The 20427-nt window shown below is 68.9% G+C and carries 20 protein-coding genes and 1 pseudogene; 8 read left to right on the forward strand and 13 right to left on the reverse strand.

Annotation, left to right across the window (positions count from 1 at the left end; all coding sequences use genetic code 11):
• From HMPREF0591_RS19460 to dop, 6 genes are all read right to left on the reverse strand, one after another.
• Window positions 1–790, reverse strand: a 790-nt coding sequence (locus tag HMPREF0591_RS19460; protein WP_007170365.1) for a helix-turn-helix transcriptional regulator, incomplete at its 3' end; no start/stop codon positions are given.
• Window positions 791–998: 208 nt separating this feature from the next.
• The gene (pafA, locus tag HMPREF0591_RS19465) at window positions 999–2357 is read right to left on the reverse strand and encodes a Pup--protein ligase (RefSeq protein ID WP_085981665.1); all 1359 of its coding nucleotides are present in this window, start codon (window positions 2355–2357) and stop codon (window positions 999–1001) included.
• A gap of 215 nt (window positions 2358–2572) precedes the next feature.
• Window positions 2573–3346 (reverse strand): proteasome subunit alpha, encoded by a 774-nt coding sequence (gene prcA / locus HMPREF0591_RS19470; protein ID WP_007170367.1) that lies wholly within the window; start codon window positions 3344–3346, stop codon window positions 2573–2575.
• Complete coding sequence (gene prcB / locus HMPREF0591_RS19475; RefSeq protein WP_007170368.1) at window positions 3343–4236, reverse strand: proteasome subunit beta; 894 nt, start codon at window positions 4234–4236, stop codon at window positions 3343–3345. Before prcB ends, prcA begins: the two co-directional genes overlap by 4 nt.
• Window positions 4233–4427: a ubiquitin-like protein Pup gene (locus HMPREF0591_RS19480; protein ID WP_007170369.1), complete on the reverse strand. Its 195-nt coding sequence runs from the start codon at window positions 4425–4427 to the stop codon at window positions 4233–4235. The genes prcB and HMPREF0591_RS19480 overlap by 4 nt, the downstream gene beginning before the upstream one ends.
• 119 nt (window positions 4428–4546) lie before the next feature.
• Window positions 4547–6055, reverse strand: a complete 1509-nt coding sequence (gene dop, locus HMPREF0591_RS19485; RefSeq protein WP_007170370.1) for a pup deamidase/depupylase — start codon at window positions 6053–6055, stop codon at window positions 4547–4549.
• Window positions 6056–6171: 116 nt separating this feature from the next.
• Between dop and HMPREF0591_RS19490 the strand changes: the two genes are divergently transcribed.
• Window positions 6172–7350, forward strand: coding sequence for a hypothetical protein (locus HMPREF0591_RS19490; protein ID WP_007170371.1), 1179 nt, complete (start codon window positions 6172–6174; stop codon window positions 7348–7350).
• Between the two features lie 9 nt (window positions 7351–7359).
• Window positions 7360–8004: a hypothetical protein gene (locus tag HMPREF0591_RS19495; protein WP_007170372.1), complete on the forward strand. Its 645-nt coding sequence runs from the start codon at window positions 7360–7362 to the stop codon at window positions 8002–8004.
• Between the two features lie 33 nt (window positions 8005–8037).
• Here HMPREF0591_RS19495 and arc read toward each other — a convergent pair whose 3' ends face one another.
• Window positions 8038–9867, reverse strand: a complete 1830-nt coding sequence (arc, locus tag HMPREF0591_RS19500) for a proteasome ATPase (RefSeq protein ID WP_040623401.1) — start codon at window positions 9865–9867, stop codon at window positions 8038–8040.
• A gap of 322 nt (window positions 9868–10189) precedes the next feature.
• Here arc and lppK point away from each other — a divergent pair, with 322 nt between their 5' ends.
• Window positions 10190–10771 (forward strand): lipoprotein LppK, encoded by a 582-nt coding sequence (gene lppK / locus HMPREF0591_RS19505; RefSeq protein ID WP_007170374.1) that lies wholly within the window; start codon window positions 10190–10192, stop codon window positions 10769–10771.
• An 8-nt stretch (window positions 10772–10779) separates the two neighbouring features.
• Window positions 10780–11073, forward strand: coding sequence for a DUF503 domain-containing protein (locus HMPREF0591_RS19510; protein ID WP_007170375.1), 294 nt, complete (start codon window positions 10780–10782; stop codon window positions 11071–11073).
• Window positions 11074–11084: 11 nt separating this feature from the next.
• On the opposite strand, the gene trmI is transcribed toward HMPREF0591_RS19510, so the two are convergent.
• Window positions 11085–11927, reverse strand: coding sequence for a tRNA (adenine(58)-N(1))-methyltransferase TrmI (trmI, locus tag HMPREF0591_RS19515; RefSeq protein ID WP_040623148.1), 843 nt, complete (start codon window positions 11925–11927; stop codon window positions 11085–11087).
• A gap of 73 nt (window positions 11928–12000) precedes the next feature.
• Between trmI and HMPREF0591_RS19520 the strand changes: the two genes are divergently transcribed.
• A complete protein-coding gene (locus HMPREF0591_RS19520; protein ID WP_040623149.1) occupies window positions 12001–12903 on the forward strand; it encodes a RecB family exonuclease in 903 nt (300 codons plus the stop codon).
• A 298-nt stretch (window positions 12904–13201) separates the two neighbouring features.
• Window positions 13202–14497 (forward strand): DEAD/DEAH box helicase, encoded by a 1296-nt coding sequence (locus HMPREF0591_RS19525; RefSeq protein WP_007170378.1) that lies wholly within the window; start codon window positions 13202–13204, stop codon window positions 14495–14497.
• 4 nt (window positions 14498–14501) lie between these two features.
• On the opposite strand, the gene HMPREF0591_RS19530 is transcribed toward HMPREF0591_RS19525, so the two are convergent.
• From HMPREF0591_RS19530 to HMPREF0591_RS19550, 5 genes are all read right to left on the reverse strand, one after another.
• Complete coding sequence (locus HMPREF0591_RS19530) at window positions 14502–15872, reverse strand: FAD-containing oxidoreductase (RefSeq protein ID WP_007170379.1); 1371 nt, start codon at window positions 15870–15872, stop codon at window positions 14502–14504.
• Window positions 15869–16387 carry a membrane protein gene (locus tag HMPREF0591_RS19535; protein WP_040623151.1) on the reverse strand — a complete coding sequence of 173 codons (519 nt, stop codon included), beginning with the start codon at window positions 16385–16387 and terminating at the stop codon, window positions 15869–15871. Before HMPREF0591_RS19535 ends, HMPREF0591_RS19530 begins: the two co-directional genes overlap by 4 nt.
• A gap of 229 nt (window positions 16388–16616) precedes the next feature.
• On the reverse strand, window positions 16617–17474 hold the full coding sequence (gene hisG, locus HMPREF0591_RS19540) for an ATP phosphoribosyltransferase (RefSeq protein ID WP_040623402.1): 858 nt from the start codon (window positions 17472–17474) through the stop codon (window positions 16617–16619).
• Between the two features lie 2 nt (window positions 17475–17476).
• Window positions 17477–17758, reverse strand: coding sequence for a phosphoribosyl-ATP diphosphatase (locus tag HMPREF0591_RS19545; protein ID WP_007170383.1), 282 nt, complete (start codon window positions 17756–17758; stop codon window positions 17477–17479).
• Between the two features lie 55 nt (window positions 17759–17813).
• Window positions 17814–18416 carry a TetR/AcrR family transcriptional regulator gene (locus tag HMPREF0591_RS19550; RefSeq protein WP_040623153.1) on the reverse strand — a complete coding sequence of 201 codons (603 nt, stop codon included), beginning with the start codon at window positions 18414–18416 and terminating at the stop codon, window positions 17814–17816.
• A gap of 306 nt (window positions 18417–18722) precedes the next feature.
• Between HMPREF0591_RS19550 and HMPREF0591_RS19555 the strand changes: the two are divergent.
• Both HMPREF0591_RS19555 and HMPREF0591_RS19560 read left to right on the forward strand, forming a co-directional pair.
• Window positions 18723–19561: pseudogene (locus tag HMPREF0591_RS19555) on the forward strand (MlaE family ABC transporter permease).
• A 1-nt stretch (window position 19562) separates the two neighbouring features.
• Window positions 19563–20426 (forward strand): ABC transporter permease, encoded by an 864-nt coding sequence (locus tag HMPREF0591_RS19560; protein ID WP_007170386.1) that lies wholly within the window; start codon window positions 19563–19565, stop codon window positions 20424–20426.
• Window position 20427 lies beyond the last annotated feature (1 nt).

A 20427-nucleotide genomic window follows, 5' to 3' on the forward strand; every position in this document is an offset into this window, starting at 1 on the left:
CCCGCCCGTCGGCGACCCACACCCGCGCCCGCGCACCCGTGGGCGTTTCGGCGATCGTCCGGGCCACGATCCGGCGCAGGTCCACGCCCTCGGGCACCGCGACCGCCCCGGGCGGGCCGATCCGCCTCACCTCGGCCCCGATCCGCGACAACCGGAACGTGCGGGTGGCGTCGCGGTCGCGGTCGTGGCCCACGAGGTACCAGCGGCCCTTCTGGGTGACGACGCCCCACGGCTCCACGGTGCGCGTGCTGTACGGTTCGGCCCGCGACGGCCGGTGCGGGAACTGCACCGCCTGCCGGGAGTCGATGGCCGACAACAGGATCCCGAGCACCTCTTCCGAGCCGCGCAGCCCGGGCACGCCGGGCGGCGAGGCGATGGCCACCGGCGCCCCGATGTCCACGGGATCGACGTCCACCCCGGCGGCGCGAAGCTTGAGCAGCGCACCCTGGGTGGCGGTGATGAGTTCGGGCGACTCCCACAGTTGCGTCGCGACGGCGACCGCGGCCGCCTCGTCCGCGGTCAGCTCGACCGCCGGGAGCGCGTAGGCGTCGCGGTTGATCCGGTAACCCTCGGTGGGATCCCAGGCCGACGCCCTGCCGACCTCGAGCGGGATGCCCAGATCGCGCAGCTCGTTCTTGTCCCGCTCGAACATCCGGGAGAACGCCTCGGCGGTGGGACTGTCCGCATATCCGGCCACGCTGGTTCTGATCTTCTCCGCGCTGATGTAGCCGCGGGTGGACAGCAGGGCGATGACGAGATTGACCAACCGCTCGACTTTCGAGGTCGCCATTCGCACCAGGTTATAGCCGGCCCCCCTCGCGCGCCTGCACCGGCTGGCGAGTCGCAGAATTCACAATCGCCACAGCAGCCACGGGTCGGCGGGCACCACCGCGTCGCGAATTGGATGGCGCCGGCGCTATCAAATGTGCGGGTTCGGAATGCCCCACGAGGGCGGGGCTGGTGTGACCGCTGTTTCGGGTGCGACCGGAGCGGCCGGGCTACATGCTGGCGATCAGCCGCTTGACCCGCTCGTCGACCGCCCGGAAGGGGTCCTTGCAGAGCACGGTGCGCTGCGCTTGGTCGTTGAGCTTGAGATGCACCCAGTCGACGGTGAAGTCGCGGCCCGCCGCCTGGGCGGCGCTGATGAACTCGCCGCGCAGCCGCGCCCGGGTGGTCTGCGGCGGATGGTCGACCGCCTCGGCGATCTCCTCGTCGGTGGTGACGCGCGCCGCCAGCCCCTTGCGCTGCAGCAGGTCGAACACGCCGCGCCCGCGCTTGATGTCATGGTAGGCCAGGTCCAGCTGCGCGATCTTGGGGTCGGAGAGCTCCATGTTGTACCGGTCCTGGTACCGCTGAAACAGCTTGCGCTTGATCACCCAGTCGATCTCGGTGTCCACCTTGGCGAAGTCCTGGCTCTCGACCGCGTCGAGCTGCCGCCCCCACAGGTCGACGACCTGCTCGATCTGGGCGTTGGGTTCGCGCGTCTGCAGGTGCTCGACGGCCCGGCTGTAGTACTCGCGCTGGATGTCCAGGGCGCTGGCCTGCCGCCCGCCGGCCAGCCGCACCGGCCGCCGGCCGGTGACGTCGTGGCTGACCTCGCGGATGGCGCGGATGGGGTTGTCCAGCGAGAAGTCGCGGAAGGGGACGCCGGCCTCGATCATCTCCAGCACCAGTGCCGCGGTCCCGACCTTGAGCATGGTCGTGGTCTCGCACATGTTGGAGTCGCCGACGATCACGTGCAGCCGCCGGTATTTCTCGGCGTCGGCGTGCGGCTCGTCGCGGGTGTTGATGATCGGGCGACTGCGCGTGGTCGCCGAGGAGACGCCCTCCCAGATGTGCTCGGCGCGCTGGGACAGGCAGAACGTCGCCGCCTTGGGCGTCTGCAGCACCTTGCCGGCCCCGCAGATCAGCTGGCGGGTGACCAGGAACGGCAGCAGTACGTCGGAGATCCGGGAAAACTCACCGGCCCGCACGATCAGGTAGTTCTCGTGGCAGCCGTAGGAGTTGCCCGCCGAGTCGGTGTTGTTCTTGAACAGGTAGATGTCGCCGCCGATGCCCTCGTCGGCGAGCCGCTGTTCGGCGTCGATGAGCAGGTCTTCCAGCACCCATTCGCCGGCCCGGTCGTGGGTGACCAGCTGCACCAGGCTGTCGCACTCGGCCGTCGCGTACTCGGGGTGGCTGCCCACGTCCAGATACAAGCGTGCGCCGTTGCGCAGGAAAACGTTGGAGCTGCGCCCCCAGGACACCACGCGCCGGAAGAGATAGCGGGCGACCTCGTCCGGGGACAGGCGGCGATGGCCATGGAAGGTGCAGGTGACACCGAACTCGGTCTCGATGCCCATAATTCGTCGCTGCACGTAATCGAGGGTACTGGTTGTCCGACCGGGACGGTGCGGAAGCCGCGCCTATGGGTCCCGACGAGTTTCGCGAGGCCCCGCCGGCGCCCGCGCGAGAACCGCCCGGGGCGACCGTCGCGGGACGTGGCGGCGCTCCGGCGCGTCACCCCGGCCGGCTCGGAACCGCCCGGTGTTTCACCCGTAGCGAACACGAGGCCGGACCGACTCGGCCCGATTCAGCCCACGGAGTCGCCGTTGGATTCGGGGCCGTCGCCGTTGGTTTCCGGCTGTTGCGAATCCCCCTCGTGCAGCAAGTTTTCCAGGGTCGCGCGGTTGATCCGGCGGAAGGCCCGCCGCGGCCTGTTGACGTCGAGGATGGCGACCTCCAGGCTGCCCACGTCCGGAGAGGGCTGATCCCCACCGGACCCGTCCGCGCTGCCGGCGCGCAGCGCCTTGACGGCGATCTGCGTCGCCTCGCGCAGGTCGGCGTTCTCGGCGTAGGACTCCTTGAGCGCGGTGGTGATCGGCTCGGTGGTACCGCCCATCACGACGAAGTGCGGCTCGTCGGCGATCGACCCGTCGTAGGTGATCCGGTACAGCTCAGGCGGTTTCGTCTCGCCGTAATGCGCGACCTCGGCGACGCACAACTCCACCTCGTAGGGCTTGGCCTGCTCGGTGAAGATGGTGCCCAGCGTCTGCGCGTAGACGTTGGCCAGCTGGCGTCCCGTGACGTCGCGGCGGTCATAGGCGTAGCCGCGCGTGTCCGCGAACTGGATTCCGCCGCGGCGCAGGTTGTCGAACTCGTTGAACTTGCCCGCGGCCGCAAAACCCACGCGGTCGTAGAGCTCGCTGATCTTCTGCAGGGACCGCGACGGGTTCTCCGCCACGAAGAGCACCCCGCCGGCGTAGACCAGCGCCACCACGCTCTTGCCGCGCGCGATGCCCTTGCGGGCGAGCTCGCTGCGCTCGCGCATCGCCTGCTCGGGCGAGATGAAATACGGAAAGCTCACTTCTCACCGCCGTCGGGGCCGAAAGTGTCTGCGCGCGAACGGCTTTCGATGACCTCCCGGGCCAGTTCGGCGATCCGGCTCTCGGGCACCTCGGCCGCCCCCTCGGCGCCGATGGTGACCGCCGTCGGGTAGATACCGCGAACCAGGTCGGGTCCGCCGGTGGCGGAATCGTCGTCGGCGGCGTCGTAGAGCGCCTCGACGGCCACGCGCACGGCGGAATCGGCGTCGACGACGCGCGAGTACAGCTTCTTCATGGACGACTTGGCGAAGATCGAGCCCGACCCCACCGACTGATAGCCCTCTTCTTCCAGGTTCCAGCCGCCGGCGGCGTCGAAGGAGACGATCCGGCCGGCACCCTCGGGGTCGGGCGCGCCGATGTCGTAGCCCGCCAGCAGCGGCAGCGCCACCAGTCCCTGCATCGCGGCGGCCAGGTTTCCGCGCACCATGATCGCCAGCCGGTTCACCTTGCCGGCGAACGTGAGTGGCACGCCCTCGAGCTTCTCGTAGTGCTCGAGCTCGACGGCGTAGAGGCGGGCGAACTCGACGGCGATGGCTGCGGTGCCCGCGATGCCCGTGGCGGTGTAATCGTCGGTGACGTACACCTTCTTCACGTCGCGCCCGGCGATCATGTTGCCCTGGGTCGAGCGCCGGTCCCCGGCGATGACGACGCCGCCGGGATATTTCAGGGCGACGATGGTGGTGCCGTGCGGCAGCTGCGCGCCGGCTCCGTCGCCGTGCGCGCCGCCGCCGAGGCTCGCGGGCAACAGGTCCGGAGCCTGGCGGCGCAGGAAGTCAGCGAACGACGACAGGTCGACGGCGGGATTTCTGGAAAGGGCCGAGCCCGGGAGTGCGGAGTTGGTGGACAGGCGATCGGAGAAGGGCCAGGTCACTGTCCGCCCTTTTGGACGTATGCCCGGACGAAGTCTTCGGCGTTCTCTTCGAGGACGTCGTCGATCTCGTCGAGCAGATCGTCGGTGTCCTCGGCTAGCTTCTCGCGGCGCTCCTGGCCCGCGGCCGTGCTGTCGGCGAAGTCGTCGTCGTCGCCACCACCACCGCCACGCTTGGTCTGCTCCTGAGCCATCGCCGGCCTCCTGCTTCATCTGAACTTGTTCAGCGGCTTGCTTGCTTCCAAAGCCACACTGCCCCGCTGGTAATTCTCTACCCTACCGGTCGACCGCGACATTCCCCGGTCTAACCGGCTTAGCTGGTGAGTTGTTCCACCAGTTCGGCGGCGCTGTCCACCGAGTCCAGCAGGGCTCCGACGTGCGCCTTGCTGCCGCGCAGCGGCTCCAGCGTCGGGATGCGCACCAGGGAATCGCCGCCCAGGTCGAAGATGACCGAGTCCCAGCTGGCGGCGGCGATGTCGGCGCCGAACCTGCGCAGGCATTCACCGCGGAAGTACGCGCGGGTGTCGGTCGGCGGGTTGTCGACCGCCTCCAGCACCTGGTGTTCGGTGACCAGCCGCTTCATGGAGCCGCGAGCGACGAGCCGGTTGTACAGGCCCTTGTCCAGCCGCACATCGGAATACTGCAGGTCGACGAGGTGCAGCCGGGGGGCCGACCAGCTCAGGTTCTCCCGCTGGCGGAATCCCTCGAGCAGCCGCAGCTTGGCGGGCCAGTCGAGGACCTCGGCGCATTCCATCGGATCCCGCTCGAGTTGGTCGAGCACACGCGCCCACGTCTCGACGATGTCGGCCGCGCGGGGGTCGGGGTCGCGGCTGTCGACCAGCTTCGCCACCCGATCGAGGTAAATCCGTTGCAGCGCAAGGGCCGTCAATTCGCGACCGTCGGCCAGGGCCACGACGGCGCGCAGCGACGGATCACGGCTGATCGCGTGGACCGCATGCACGGGCCGGGCGAGCACCAGGTCGCTCAGGTCGATCCCGTGCTCCGGGCCGACCTCGATGAGGTCGAGCACCAGCGCCGTGGTGCCCAGCTTCAGGTAGGTCGACGTCTCGGCGAGGTTGGCGTCGCCGATGATGACGTGCAGCCGGCGGTACCGGTCGGCGTCGGCGTGGGGTTCGTCACGGGTGTTGATGATGCCGCGCTTGAGGGTGGTCTCCAGGCCGACCTCGACCTCGATGTAATCGGAGCGCTGGGACAGCTGGAAGCCGGGCTCGTCACCCGAGGGCCCGATGCCGACCCGCCCAGAGCCGGTCACGACCTGCCGGGACACCAGAAAAGGGGTCAGTCCCGCGATGATGGACGAGAACGGCGTCTGCCGCGACATCAGGTAGTTCTCGTGCGCGCCGTAGGACGCACCCTTGCCGTCGACGTTGTTCTTGTACAACTGCAGCTTCGCGGCCCCGGGCACGCTGGCGACGTGCCGGGCGGCGGCCTCCATGACCCGCTCGCCGGCCTTGTCCCAGATCACCGCGTCCAGTGGGTCGGTGCACTCGGGCGCCGAGTATTCGGGGTGGGCATGGTCGACGTAGAGCCGCGCCCCGTTGGTCAGGATCATGTTGGCCGCGCCGACCTCGTCGGCGTCGACCACCGGCGGCGGCCCGGCCGAACGGCTCAGATCGAAACCGCGGGCGTCCCGCAGCGGCGATTCCACCTCGTAGTCCCAGCGGGTCCGCTTCGCGCGCTGGATGCCGGCGGCGGCCGCATAGGCCAGCACCGCCTGTGTCGAGGTGAGGATCGGGTTGGCCGTCGGGTCCGATGGTGAAGAGATGCCGTACTCGACCTCCGTCCCGATAATCCGTTGCATGACCTAAGCGTAGGCCGGGCGACGATGCGCCCCACGGGGCGGGGCGGCCAACAACCGATGCCCGTAGTCGCTGAAGGACCAGCGCGGGTGACCTGGCCGCCGTAGGGTGAGCCGGCATGGACGTAACTCCGCGCCGCCGAGGTGCGGAAAGCGGTGCGGCCGAAAGCTGGTTCCTGCAGCGGGGTTTGCCCTCCGTGCTGACCCGGCGCGGGCGGTGGCGTCGCCTGTGGCCGCGTTCGGCGCCCATGCTTGCGGCGTACGCGACGCTGCAGGCCTGCATCCTGCCGATCTATCTGATCACCGGCGGCCACGATGTCGAAATCACAGGTACGCCAACGGGTTCCGAACTGGTCGTGCTGGCGATCGTCGGCCTCAGCCTCCCGCTGATGGTCCTTGTGGGCTGGCTGGTGTCCCGGTCACGAAACGGGCGGACGCGCGCGGCGATTGCCACCGTGTCGGTTCTGGTGGTGGCGTGCGTCTCGATGATGACGGCGGACGTGGCGCAACTGCCGCAGCAGGCAGCGGTGGTCGCCGTCGTGCTGATCCTGACCGGCCTCGGTGTGGGTTCGGTGGTCGGCTGGGCGGTGCGCATGATGCTGTCCCATTTCGCGATGGTGGGCGCGCTGGCGGTGCGGGCGCTGCCGGTCGTGCTGCTGACCGCGCTGGTGTTCTTCAACACCTACGTCTGGCTGATGGCGGCCACCATCAGCGGGAACCGGCTGGGTCTGGCCATGGCGTTCCTGGTCTCCATCGCGGCGGCCTTCGTCGTCTCCGCGACCGTGGAACGGGTCCGGCCGATGCTGAGGTCGACGGCCGCCCCGCCCGGGGAGACAGACCACCTCGCCGGCACGCCGTTCGCGGCCATGCCGGACGCCCCGGAGTGCGCGCCCCTGAGAAGGGCGGAACGCCTCAACGTCGTCTTCGTCCTGGCCGCCTCCCAACTGGCGCAGATCCTGGTGGTGACGGTGGTCACCGCCGCGATCTACCTGGTTCTGGGACTGATCGTGCTGAGCCCCGATCTGCTCAACGAATGGACCCACACCTACAAGAGCACGGCGACGGTGCTGGGATTCACGCTGCCGGTGCCGGATTCGCTGGTGCACATGAGTCTTTTCCTCGGCGCGCTGACCTTCATGTACATCAGCGCCCGCGCGGCCGGCGACGCCGAGTACCGCTCCACCTTCCTGGACCCGCTGATCGGCGACCTGCACGCCACCCTGATCGCCCGCAACCGCTACCGCGGCGCCGTCGCGCCGTCCCCGCCTGCTGTTGACGGCACCGACGGCAGTGACTAACTTCACCGTGTGTCCGCCCCCGAATCCGACCACGCCGTCGGCAAACACGCACTCGACCTGGCCGGAAAACGCTACGGCGAAGTGCTGCTCGTAACCTCCGGCGAGGCCGGCCCCCAGGCGACCGTCTACAACAGCTTCCCGCTCAACGACTGCCCCGCCGAACTGTGGTCCGCCCTCGACCCGCACGCCATCGCCGCCGAAAACGGGGTGGCCGCCGCCCTGCTCAACGGCCCGCGGTACTGGCTGATGAACGCGATCGAAAAGGAAGCCCAGGGGCCGCAGGTGACGAAGACCTTCGGCGGCATCGAGATGATCCAGCAGGCCACGGTTTTGCTGTCGTCGACGAATCCCGCGCCGTACGTCCCGAACAAGGTCAACCGCCACACGGTGTTCGTCTTCAACGCCGGCCAACAGATCTATGAGCTCATCGACCCCCACGGGCAGCACTGGGTGATGCAGACGTTGAGCCAGGTCTCCGACCCCAACCTGTCGCAAGCCGACTTGCCGCGGCTCGCCGACCGGCTCGACCTGCCGGCGGGGTGGAGCTACCAGCCCAGGGTGCTCACCGAGGAGCTGCGGGTGGACACCAGGACCCGCGCGGCCCAGGTGCTGCAGGACAACCTGACCAACAGCTATTCGCTGGTGACCGACTGACCCCGCGCGGCGCCCGGCGCCGCGCCCGGAGCCCTACAGGTACTGGCCGAGGTTGGATTCGGTGTCGATCGCCCGCGAAGCGCTCGAGCTCTTGCCGGTGACCAGCGTGCGGATGTAGACGATCCGCTCGCCCTTCTTGCCCGAAATCCGCGCCCAGTCATCGGGGTTGGTGGTGTTGGGCAGGTCTTCGTTCTCGGCGAACTCGTCGACGATCGAGTCCAGCAGGTGCTGGATGCGCAGACCCGGTTGCCCGGTCTCCAGCACCGACTTGATCGCGTTCTTCTTCGCCCGGTCGACGACGTTCTGGATCATCGCCCCGGAGTTGAAGTCCTTGAAGTACATGACCTCCTTGTCACCGTTGGCGTAGGTGACCTCCAGGAACCGGTTGTCGTCGATCTCGGCGTACATCCGCTCGACGACCTTCTCGATCATCGCCTTGATGCAGGCCGACCGGTCGCCGTCGAACTCGGCGAGGTCGTCGGCGTGCAGCGGCAGCGACTCGACCAGGTACTTCGAGAAGATGTCTTGCGCCGCTTCGGCATCGGGCCGCTCGATCTTGATCTTCACGTCCAGGCGGCCGGGCCGCAGGATCGCGGGGTCGATCATGTCCTCGCGGTTGGAGGCGCCGATCACGATGACGTTCTCGAGCCCCTCCACCCCGTCGATCTCGCTCAGCAGCTGCGGGACGACCGTGGTCTCGACGTCCGAGGAGACCCCGGTGCCGCGGGTGCGGAAGATCGAGTCCATCTCGTCGAAGAACACGATCACGGGCGTGCCCTCCGATGCCTTCTCCCGCGCCCGCTGGAAGATCAGCCGGATGTGACGCTCGGTCTCACCGACGAACTTGTTCAGCAGCTCCGGGCCCTTGATGTTGAGGAAGTACGACTTCGCCTCGCGGGCGTCGTCCCCACGGACCTCGGCCATCTTCTTGGCCAGCGAATTCGCCACCGCCTTGGCGATCAGCGTCTTACCGCAGCCGGGCGGGCCGTACAGCAACACACCCTTGGGCGGCCGCAGCGCGTACTCCCGGTACAGCTCCTTGTGCAGGAACGGCAGCTCCACGGCGTCGCGGATCTGCTCGATCTGACGGGTCAGGCCACCGATGTCCTCGTAGCTGACGTCCGGCACCTCCTCCAGCACCAGGTCCTCGACCTCGGCCTTCGGGATGCGCTCGAACGCGTAGCCCGCCTTGGTGTCCACCAGCAACGAGTCGCCCGGGCGCAGCTTGCGGGGCCTGGTGTCGTCGTTGAGGGCGTCGGGGTGGCCCTCCGGCAGGTCCTCGGCCACCAGGGGCTCGGCGAGCCAGACGATGCGCTCTTCGTCGGCGTGGCCGACGACCAACGCCCGGTGTCCGTCGGCCAACAGTTCACGCAGAGTCGAGATCTCGCCGACCGATTCGAACGTGCCGGCCTCGACGACGGTCAGCGCCTCGTTGAGGCGGACGGTCTGTCCCTTCCGCAGCGACGCAACTTCGATGTTCGGCGAGCAGGTCAGGCGCATCTTGCGGCCCGAGGTGAACACGTCGACCGTGTCGTCCTCGTGCGAGCCGAGCAACACGCCGTAGCCACTCGGCGGCTGCCCGAGCCGATCGACTTCCTCCCGCAACGCCAGCAGTTGCTGGCGCGCCTCTTTGAGGGTCTCCATCAACTTCGAGTTGCGAGCCGCCAATGAGTCGATGCGCGCTTCGAGTTGATGCACGTCGCGCGCGGAGCGGGCGCCGCCTTGCGCCCCGGCCGCGTGCTCGAGTTGCTCGCGCAGCAGCGCCGCCTCACGGCGCAGTTCTTCCAATTCGGCAGCATCGCCGCTGGATATGCCCGACTCACGGGGGGTACCGAATGCTTCAGAACGCTCTGAGCTACCCATGTTGCGCTCCTTTCCCACACCGAATTGGCGCGGTGGATACTTCAAAGCTACCGGCGATTGACCAATGATGTGCGGAGTCAAATACCCACGAAAAGTTAAGATTTTCGTCTCGTTGGTAATCTCGGCCACTAATCCCGCTGATCGAAAGGGCCCTAGGAGGTGGCAGGGTGACCGCAAAAGGCCTCGCCACGGGCTTCGCCGGCGCAACCCGCATCGGCGTGGCGCCCGCGGGTGTGAGTTCAGTTGCACCCGTTGGCCCCACCGCACGGCCGACGCCCGGTTCGCAATGCGCACCTAACCACCGGCCGGCCTGATCGACTGAATGCACCGACACCTGTTCGCAGCCCTGGGCGCCGCCGTCGTCGTGGCGGTGGTCGGCACCGCGGGATGTTCGTCGCATCAGCAACCCCGAATCGCCTCCTCTGCGCCTCCGGCGGCCCCGCCCACGTCGAGCACGGTTGTCATCTCACCGACTACCCCGCTGCCGACGCCCGAAGCGCTCACCGACATCTTGGCCCGGCTGGCCGACCCGAACGTACCCGGCATCAACAAGGTCGGTCTGGTCGAAGGCGCTACCCCCGAGAGCGCGGGCACCCTGGACAACTTCACCAACGCGTTGCGCGACAACGGCTACCTGCCGATGAGCTTCGTCGCGCGCGACATCGCCTGGTCGGACAAGACGCCGTCCAACGTGGTAGCCACGATCGACGTCAACACCGCCCAGCCGGCCAACGCCAGCTTCCACTTCCCGATGGAATTCACGCCGTTCCAAGGCGGTTGGGAGTTGTCCCGGCGAACCGCCGAAATGCTCTTGGCGCTGGGCAAGTCGCCGGCGGCGCCGGCGCCCGCGCCACAACCCGAGCCGGCCCCCGGGCCCGGCCCCACCCCGGGCCCGCCCGGTTGACCCCCGGCATGTGGATCGGCTGGCTCGAGTTCGACGTGCTGCTGGGCGACGTCCGATCACTCAAACAGAAGCGCTCGGTGGTCCGGCCCGTCGTCGCCGAGCTGAAACGCAAGTTCAGCGTGTCGGCGGCCGAGACGGGGTCACACGAGCTGTATCGGCGCGCGGGCATCGGTGTGGCCACGGTGTCCGGCGACCGCAGTCATGCCGTCGACGTCCTGGACGCGGCCGAACGCCTGGTGGCCGCGCACCCGGAGTTCGAGCTGCTGTCGGTGCGGCGGGGCCTGCGGCGCAGCGACGACTAGGCATCGGCTAACTAGCCGTCGCGGCCCTCGCGTTTGCGCCCCAGCGGCGCCGGCGCGACGACGCCGGGCGCGAGCCGGCGCGTGAAGACCAGGAACGCGGTATGCCCGCGCATCGAGTGCTGCGGCCGGACGGCCAGGCCGACGACGTTCCAGCCGCGCTGCAGCGTCTCCCACGACCGCGGCTCGGTCCAGCACTGCTGGGCGCGCAGCGCCTCCACCACCCGCGAGAGCTGGGTCACGGTGGCGACATAGATCATCAGCACACCGCCGGGGATCAGCAGCCGGGACACCGCGCCGAGGACCTCCCACGGCGCGAGCATGTCGAGCACGGCCCGGTCGAAGGAGCCGTCGGACCGGTCGGAGTCGGCGACATCGCCGACGATCAGCTCCCAGTTGTCCGGCAGCCCGTCGAAGAACACCGAGACGTTGCGGCGGGCGTGTTCGGCGTGATCGGTGCGCTGTTCGTAGGAGACCACCCGCCCGCCGGGGCCGACCGCGCGCAGCAGCGAGCAGGTCAGCGCCCCCGATCCGGCGCCGGCCTCGAGGACGCGCGCACCCGGGAACATGTCCCCCTCGTGCACGATCTGGGCGGCGTCCTTGGGATAGATGACCTGAGGCCCGCGGGGCATCGACATGATGTAGTCGACCAGCAGCGGTCGCAGCACCAGGAAGGCCGCGCCGTTGCTGGACTTGACCACGCTGCCCTGCTCCAGCCCGATCAGCGCGTCGTGCGCGATCGAGCCGCGATGGGTGTGAAACTCCGCCCCCGGCGTGAGCGACATCGTGTAGTGCCGGCCCTTGGCGTCGGTGAGTTGGACGCGTTCCCCGACGGTGAACGGGCCGGTTGCGGACACGCCGTCTAGCGTGCCAGCCGACTCGCCGCGTCCGGTGCCCGGGGTTGTCGGCACCCGGTTCTACGCTGCGGACATGACCGACCAGCCGCAGACCCTCGCGCGGCCGGCTGCAAGACCGGCTTCGAAACCGGCTTCGAAACCGGCCCTGTCGCCGTCGCGGGCGGCGGACTTCAAGCAGTGCCCGCTGCTGTACCGCTTCCGGGCGATCGACCGGCTGCCCGAGGCGCCGTCCGCGGCACAGCTGCGCGGCTCGGTGGTGCACGCGGCCCTGCAGCAGCTCTACGCGCTGCCCGCCGCTCAGCGCGGCCCCGACACCGCGCTGGCGCTGCTCGAGCCGGCCTGGGACCAGGTCGTCGCCGCGGCGCCCGAGCTGGCCGGCGAGTTCGAACCCGCGCAGCGCGGCCAGTTGCTCGCCGAGGCCCGCGCGTTGCTCTCCGGCTATTACCGGCTGGAGGACCCGACCCGGTTCGACCCGCAGTGCTGCGAAGAGCGGGTGGAGGTCGAGCTCGCCGACGGCACGTTGCTGCGCGGCTTCATCGACCGGATCGACGTCGCCGCCACCGGGGAGCTGCGGGTGGTCGACTACAAGACGGGCAAGGCGCCGCCGGCCGCCCGGGCCCTGGCCGAATTCAAGGCGATGTTCCAGATGAAGTTCTATGCGGTGGCCCTGCTGCGCACGCGCGGGGTACCGCCCACCCGGTTGCGGCTGATCTACCTCGCCGACGGCCAGGTGTTGGACTATTCCCCGGACCACGACGAGCTGCTGCGCTTCGAGAAGACGCTGACCGCGATCTGGCGGGCCATCCAAACGGCGGGCCGGACGGGTGATTTCCGTCCCAGTCAGTCGCGGTTGTGCGACTGGTGCCCCCATCAGCAGCACTGTCCGCTGTTCGGCGGAACGCCCCCGGCCTACCCCGGCTGGCCGGATTACTCAGCGGCGCAAGAGCTTTCGCGGGCCACAGAGCCGGCGGCGTGACGGCGAGCCGGCGCGCCGATGTGACCAGGGTCATTGCGGCGTGACCGCCCGGACGCAATAGTTCGCCGGCGGGTGCGGTAGGCTGTTGTCAACGTTGGCGCCGAACGGGTCGCCAGCACGTCGTGATCGATTCGTTATTTCCTCTCAGATCCCCGCGGGGCGCCGAGTCCGAGATGACCAGGTGCGCACCGCACAGCCTCGAGTCGCGGCGATCGATGTTGCCAGACGGGCAATCTCGCTACCACTGACCTAGCGACCAAAGACCTCGCTACCACTGACGCTGTAGGGACATTGAAACATGCTTGAAGACAAGACTTTTGCTCACCTCGGGGTGAGCCCATCGCTGGTTGACGCGCTCGCTAAGGGCGGCGTTCACCGGCCGTTCCCGATCCAGATCGAGACCCTGCCGGACACTCTTGCCGGCCGTGATGTGTTGGGCCGCGGCAAGACCGGCAGCGGCAAGACGCTCGCGTTCTCGATCCCGCTGGTGAGCCGGCTCGATGCCGGTGACCGGCGGCCGGGCAAGCCGACCGGGCTGGTGCTCGCGCCCACCCGCGAACTGGCGACACAGATCGCCGCCACCATCGCGCCGCTCGCCGCGGTTCGGGGCCTGCGCGTGGTCACCGTCTTCGGCGGGGTCTCGCAGCACAAGCAGGTCGCGGCGCTGAAGTCGGGTGTCGACATCGTCGTCGCCTGCCCGGGGCGCCTGGACGACCTGATGAAGCAAAAACTCGTGAGCCTGGGCGCGGTGCAGGTCACGGTGATCGACGAGGCCGATCACCTCGCCGATCTTGGCTTCCTGCCCACAGTCACCCGCATCCTGGCGGCCACCCCGGCCGGGGGCCAGCGGCTGCTCTTCTCGGCCACCCTGGATGCCGCGGTCGACACCCTGGTGAAGCGGTTCCTCACCAACCCGGTGACGCGATCGATCGCGGAACCAAAGTCGGTGGCTCCCGCGATGACGCATCACTTCTTCTGCGTCGACGGCCCGCAGGCCAAGAAGGAGCTGGTGCACCGGCTGGCCGCGGGCGACTCCCGGCGAATCCTGTTCATGCGGACCAAGCACCAGGCCCGGAAGCTGGCCCGCCAGCTCACCCAGTCCGGCATCGCGTCGGTGGAGTTGCACGGCAACCTCTCCCAGAACGTGCGCGACCGGAACCTGGCGGCGTTCGCCGCCGGAGACGCCCGGGTGCTCGTCGCGACCGACATCGCCGCGCGCGGCGTGCACGTGGACGACATCGAGCTGGTGGTGCACGTCGACCCGCCCCCGGAGCACAAGGCCTACCTGCACCGCTCCGGCCGCACGGCCCGGGCGGGGGCCTCGGGCGACGTTGTGACGATCGTCCTGCCCGAGCAACGCCGGGACACCGAATCGATGATGCGCAAGGCGGCCATCCGCGCCGTCCCCCAGCAGGTGACCGCGGCCTCCCCCGTCATCCAGGCGCTGGCCGGACAGGCCTCCGCGCGTCAGGTCACGGCGCCGGTTTCGGTGCCGCCGCAGCGGCCCGGGCCCGCCCCGGCCGCCTCCCGCGGACCGGCCGCCGCACGCGGCCGGAGACGGCGCTCCCGCCGCCCCGCCGCCGCGTCGCGGTAAGCGGTCACTGCAGCGGGGTCATCTCCTGCAGCATGGTGGGGACCAGCTCGCTGACGGTGGGATGGATGTGCATGGTGCGCGCCAGGGTGGTGTAGGACGCTTTGGCCGACATGACGTCCAGGATGGCGTGGATCGCCTCGTCGCCGCCGACGCCGAAGATGGCGGCCCCCAGGATCTCCCGGGTGTCGGTGTCCACCACCACCTTCATAAATCCTTGCGTCTCACCCTTTTCCACCGCGCGGCCGACTCGTGTCATCGGCCGCTTGCCGACCAGCGCCTTGCGCCCCGACGCGCGAACCTGCTTGGCGGTCATGCCGGCCCGCCCCAGCGGCGGGTCGATGTAGAGCGCGTAGGTGGTGATGCGGTCGCTCACGCGCCGCGGGTCGTCGTCGAGCAGGTTGGCGGCGACGATCTCGAAATCGTTGTAGGAGGTGTGGGTGAAGGCGCCCCTGCCGTTGCAGTCCCCCATCGCCCAGATGTGGTCGACGTTGGTCTTGAGTTGGTCGTCGACCACGATGTAGCCGCGGGCGTCCGTCCGCACGCCGGCCGCATCGAGGCCCAGGTCGTCGGTGTTGGGGCGGCGGCCCACGGCCAACAGCAGGTGGCTTCCAGCGATCGGCGCGGCACCGGCGCTGGGGGTGAGCTCGAAGCCGTTGTCCGTCTTGGCGATTCGCACGTCGTCCGCGCCGACGACGACGTCGACGCCCTCGTCCTCGAGGATCTCCCGCACGGTGGCCGAGACGTCCTCGTCCTCACGGGACGCCAGCCGCGAACCCCGCTCGACGACCGTCACCCGCGCGCCGAAGCGCCGATACATCTGCGCGAACTCCAGCGCGATGTAGCTGCCGCCCAGGATCACGAGATGGCTTGGCAGCGTGTCGAGTTCGAGGATGGAGACGTTGGTCAGGTAGTCGACACCGGACAGCCCCGGGATGTCGGGCACCACCGCGCGGCCGCCGACGTTCAGGAACACCCGGTCGGCCCGCAGCTCATGGCCGTCGACGAGCAGCGTGTGCGGATCGGTGAAACGCGCGTGCCCGCGAAAGACGGTGCAGCCGTCCATGCCCGTCAACCAGTCCTCCACGCCCTTGCGGTCCGCGAGCATGATTTCGTCTTTGCGCGCCTTGACTTTCGCCATGTCGACGCCGACCGGCCCGGTCGTCACGCCGTAGTCCGCGCCCCGGCGCGCCAGGTGGGCCGCGTACGCGCTGGCGACCAGCGTCTTGGTCGGGATGCACCCGGTGTTGACGCAGGTGCCGCCGATCAGTTTGCGTTCCACCAGCGCGACGCGCTGCCCGGCCGCCGTCAGGCGTCCCGCCAACGGTGGGCCGGCCTGCCCGGCGCCGACGATGACCGCGTCGAAATGCGCTGTCACTTAACCGCCGTCAGCAGGTACTCCGTGAGCACGTGACCCGTGACAGCGGCGATCGCGAAGCCGCCCACTATCGCGACCGCGTCCTCCAGCAGCGCGACGGCCAAGTCCTTGCCCGTGGCGGCGGCCAGCCGCTTGCGCGCCTGGTAGCCGCCGAGGGTGCCGAGCACCGCGCCGATCACGCCGGCGCCGAGCGCGGAAAACGTCCAGTGCGGCCACGCCCCGAGCGCCGCGCCCGCCAGCCCGCCCATGACGATCCGGGCGGCGAAGATCGGCGCCGCGGTGCGTGCCGGCGTCTTGGGCAGCTTGTCGTTGACCAGTTCGCCGACGGCGAGCACGGTGAAAACGACGGCCGTGATGATGTTGCCCATCCAGGCGGCCCACGTGCCGTGCAGGTCGATCCAGCCAAGAGCGGCGGGGCAGGCGGCCCAGGCGACCACGGCGGGAGCCGTCAGCGATCGCAACCCGGCGACGACACCGATCAGTAAAGCCAGCAGCAAGACAAGCGCGTGTGTCACGAAGACCCTCCTGGGGAACGAACAGCCCGGCAACGGTGAGTATGACGGCCCATGGGGTGACACGGGCAAGCAGCCCTAGGCGGACGCTAACACAGCCGCGCCCGCGGCACCCGCCTCGAACGTCACCGCCGGCGTCGACCGCCGGCGCCGACCGCCGGCGCCGAGCGTCACGCCAGCGTGACCGCCGGCGTCGAGCGCCACGCTGGCGTGACGCTCGAGGCGGCTTTGGTCAGAACCGGCAGAACCTGATGTCGGAAGCCAGGATCGCTTTGGCGCCGATGGCGGCCAGTTCGTCCATGATCTCGTTGACGCCCCGCCGGGGCACCAGCGCGCGGACCGCGACCCAATCCGGGTCGGCCAGTGGCGCGATGGTCGGCGACTCCAGTCCCGGCGTGATGGCCGTCGCCCGGTCCAGGACGGAACGGGGGCAGTCGTAGTCGAGCATCAGGTACTGCTGGCCGAACACCACGCCCTGGATCCGCGCGACCAGTTGGTCGCGCGCCGCCCGGGTCCCGTTCTGGCCGTCCGGGTCGGCGCCCTCGATCAGCACCGCCTCCGAGTCGCACAGCGGCTCGCCGAAGGCCACCAGGTCGTGCAGGCTCAACGTGCGGCCCGAACCGACGACGTCGGCGATGGCGTCGGCCACGCCGAGCTGCACCGAAATCTCCACCGCCCCGTCGAGCCGGATGACCGTCGCCTCGATACCGCGTTCCGCCAGGTCTTTTCGGACGAGGTTCGGGTAGGCGGTGGCGATCCGCTTGCCGGCCAGGTCGGCCGTCGTCCAGTCCCGCCCGGCCGGGCCGGCGTAGCGAAAACTCGACGAGCCGAACCCCAACGCCAGCCGCTCGCGCACCGGCGCGTCCGAGTCGCGGACCAGGTCCCGTCCGGTGATGCCGAAATCCAGCTGCCCCGAACCCACGTAGATCGCAATGTCTTTGGGCCGCAGGAAGAAGAACTCGACCTGGTTGACCGGGTCGATGACGGTGAGGTCTTTGGAATCGGTGCGACGCCGGTAACCCGCCTCCGCGAGAATCTCGCTGGCCGGCTCGCTCAGCGTGCCCTTGTTGGGAACCGCGACCCGCAGCACGCTCACAGCTTCCGGTAGACGTCGTCGAGGGACAGGCCACGCGCGATCATCAGCACCTGCGTCCAATAGAGCAACTGGCTGATCTCCTCGGCCAGCGCCTCGTCGGGTTCGTGTTCGGCCGCGAGCCAGACCTCGCCGGCCTCCTCGAGGATCTTCTTGCCCAGCCCGTGGACGCCGCCGTCCAGAGCGGCGACCGTGGCGCTGCCGGTCGGCCGGGTGCGGGCGCGCTCCCCCAGCTCGGCGAACAGGTCCTCGAAGGTCTTCACGGCCAGCGATTGTTTCACGCGGTGGCGAGCAAAGTCATCTCGGTTTCGCCGGGGCGACGATTGGGGCCGCCCGTCAGTCGAAGCCGGCGAGGGTGATCCGCAGCGCCTCCTCCAATTGCACGTGGAAAGGCGGGCTTGCGCCGATGTCCGAGCTGAGCCACCCGTCGAGGACGAATTGCACTGTGGCCAAACTGGTATGGACCAACAACGCGGGCCGGATGTCGGCCACGGCATCGACACCCATCCGGTGGGCGACCTGCTCGATCAGCGTGGCGTGGTCGGTTTCGCTGACCAGCACGGATTTGCTCAGGAGGTGGGGCGCCGTCGCGACGGCGTGCCGCCACGGGTCGAGGTCGTCAACCTCGCTGACATCCCGGGCGTGCGTGACGAACAGCTGGATCAGCGCCTCCACCGGCGACTCGTGTTGCGGCCGCGCGCTGTAGGAACCCACGATCTCGGCGGCCGCCTCCCGGACCGGGTCGACCAGCAGGCCCTCCTTGGTGGGCGCGTACCGGAAGTAGGTGCTGATGGACACCCCGGCGGCCGCGGCGATGTCCTCGGTCGTCACCGCCTCGAAGCCGCGCTCGGCGAACAGCCGGTGCGCGGTCTGCTGAATCTGGGAGAGCAGCGCGGCACGCCGTCGGGCCCGCAGCGATCCGGTGTTTGCTGAGGGCATGCCATCACCTTCGTCAATCCGACATTCCAACCCCATGGTGCCGTCCAGCGACGAACTGAGATGAGTGACTCTACACTATTGAAAGTGCCTATCAAGTAGGCTAATGTGATGCCGCACACACCGATGAACTGCAGGATTTCGGGGGCTGTTGACACTATTTTAATAACATTGGCGTCGGTGGCCTCCGAAGTCGTCTGCTCGGCACTCACGATTTCAACGGGGTGGGAAGAGGGCCGATGAACGCGGTAGCCGGTACGCGATGACCCGTGCCATGAGTTTGCTGGACGCGCTCCAGCGCACGCCGCTATGACGGCACAACTCGAGGGTGTCGTCGCCGTTCGCAACTGGTCGGCCGGGTACGTCAAGCGTCACCCGGTCGCCTCGCTGACGACGGTCGGCGAACAGTTCGTTTTGGGTGTGCGCACCGTTCAGTACTTCTTCTTCGACCTGCTGACGGGGCGATTCCAATGGCAGGAATTCGTCCGCCAGGGCGCGTTCATGGCCGGCACCGCCGTGCTGCCCACGATCCTGGTGTCGCTGCCGATCAGCGTCACCCTGTCCATCCAGTTCGCACTGCTGGCCGGGCAGGTCGGTGCGACGTCGCTGGCCGGGGCCGCCAGCGGGCTCGCGGTCATCCGGCAGGGCGCGTCCCTGGTCGCCGCGGTGCTGATGGCGTCGGCCGTCGGGTCGGCGATCACCGCCGACCTGGGCTCGCGGACGATGCGTGAAGAAACCGACGCGATGGAGGTGATGGGCGTGTCGGTGATCCGCCGCCTGGTGGTCCCCCGCCTCGCCGCGGCGGTGATGATCGGGGTGGCCCTCACCGGCGTCGTGTGCTTCGCCGGATTCTTCGCGAGCTACATGTTCAACGTCTACTTTCAGAACGGGGCGCCGGGCAGCTTCGTGTCGACGTTCGCGTCGTTCGCGACGACCGGCGACATAATCCTGGCGCTGGTGAAGGCGATCGTGTTCGGCGCCATCGTCGCCGTCGTGTCCAGCCAAAAGGCCTGTCCACCAAGGGCGGACCCACGGGCGTCGCGAACTCGGTCAACGCGGCGGTCGTCGAGGCGATCCTGCTGCTGATGATCGTCAACGTCGCCATCAGCCAGCTCTACATCATGCTGTCGCCCAGGACGGGGCTGTGACGTGACCGCCTCCGCCTACCAACCGTTCGCACCGATCTCGGTGCCGCTGGTCCGGCTCTACCGCCGCGGCAAGGTGCCGATCATCCGGCTCGGCCATCTGCTGGTCTTCTTCGTGCGAGCGCTGGCCGCCGTGCCGCTCGCGCTGCGCCAGTACCGCGGGGAGTTCTTGCGCCTGCTGTCGAACATCACCTGGGGCAACGGCTCGATCGTGGTCGGTGGCGGGACGGCCGGGGTGGCCGTTGTGCTCGGCGTGACCGTCGGCGCGCTGGTCGGCATCGAGGGCTACAACTTCCTGAACCTGCTCGGCCTGGGGCCCGCCACCGGGTTCGTCTCCTCGTTGGTCAACACCCGCGAGCTGGCTCCGCTGATGGCATCGCTGGCGTTCGCCATGCAGGGCGGCTGCCGCTTCACCGCCCAGCTGGGATCCATGCGCATCGCCGAGGAAATCGACGCGATGGAATCGATTGCGATCCGCCCGATCCCGTACCTGGTGACCACCAGGCTGATCGCGTCGGTGGTGGCGATCGTCCCGCTGTACGCCGCATGCCTGGCGATCGGCTACCTGAGCACGCAACTGGTGGTGGGCATCGGCAGCGGCGGCTCGACCGGTTCCTATCTGCACTACTTCACGCTGATGCTGGCCGGGCAGGACATCGTCTACTCCTTGATCAAGGCCGTCATCTTCGTCTGGATCGCCTCCACGATCCAGTGTTACTACGGGTACTACGCCAGCGGCGGGCCCGAGGGCGTCGGGGTCGCCGCGGGACACGGCATGCGGGCCAGCATCACCGTGGTGATCATCGTGAACATGCTGCTCACCATGGCGCTGTGGGGCGTCGATTCCGGTGCAAGGTTCGGCGGCTAGG

This window comes from Mycobacterium parascrofulaceum ATCC BAA-614, from assembly GCF_000164135.1.
GTDB classification, from domain to species: domain Bacteria; phylum Actinomycetota; class Actinomycetes; order Mycobacteriales; family Mycobacteriaceae; genus Mycobacterium; species Mycobacterium parascrofulaceum.

Bases quoted from the DNA above. Each gene is read 5' to 3' on its own strand.
- HMPREF0591_RS19480 (WP_007170369.1), bottom strand. From the start codon at position 4,427: ATGGCTCAGGAGCAGACCAAGCGTGGCGGTGGTGGTGGCGACGACGAC.
- dop (WP_007170370.1), bottom strand. From the start codon at position 6,055: ATGCAACGGATTATCGGGACGGAGGTCGAGTACGGCATCTCTTCACCA.
- HMPREF0591_RS19490 (WP_007170371.1), top strand. From the start codon at position 6,172: ATGGACGTAACTCCGCGCCGCCGAGGTGCGGAAAGCGGTGCGGCCGAA.
- arc (WP_040623401.1), bottom strand. From the start codon at position 9,867: ATGGGTAGCTCAGAGCGTTCTGAAGCATTCGGTACCCCCCGTGAGTCG.
- lppK (WP_007170374.1), top strand. From the start codon at position 10,190: ATGCACCGACACCTGTTCGCAGCCCTGGGCGCCGCCGTCGTCGTGGCG.
- HMPREF0591_RS19510 (WP_007170375.1), top strand. From the start codon at position 10,780: ATGTGGATCGGCTGGCTCGAGTTCGACGTGCTGCTGGGCGACGTCCGA.
- HMPREF0591_RS19520 (WP_040623149.1), top strand. From the start codon at position 12,001: ATGACCGACCAGCCGCAGACCCTCGCGCGGCCGGCTGCAAGACCGGCT.
- HMPREF0591_RS19525 (WP_007170378.1), top strand. From the start codon at position 13,202: ATGCTTGAAGACAAGACTTTTGCTCACCTCGGGGTGAGCCCATCGCTG.
- HMPREF0591_RS19550 (WP_040623153.1), bottom strand. From the start codon at position 18,416: ATGCCCTCAGCAAACACCGGATCGCTGCGGGCCCGACGGCGTGCCGCG.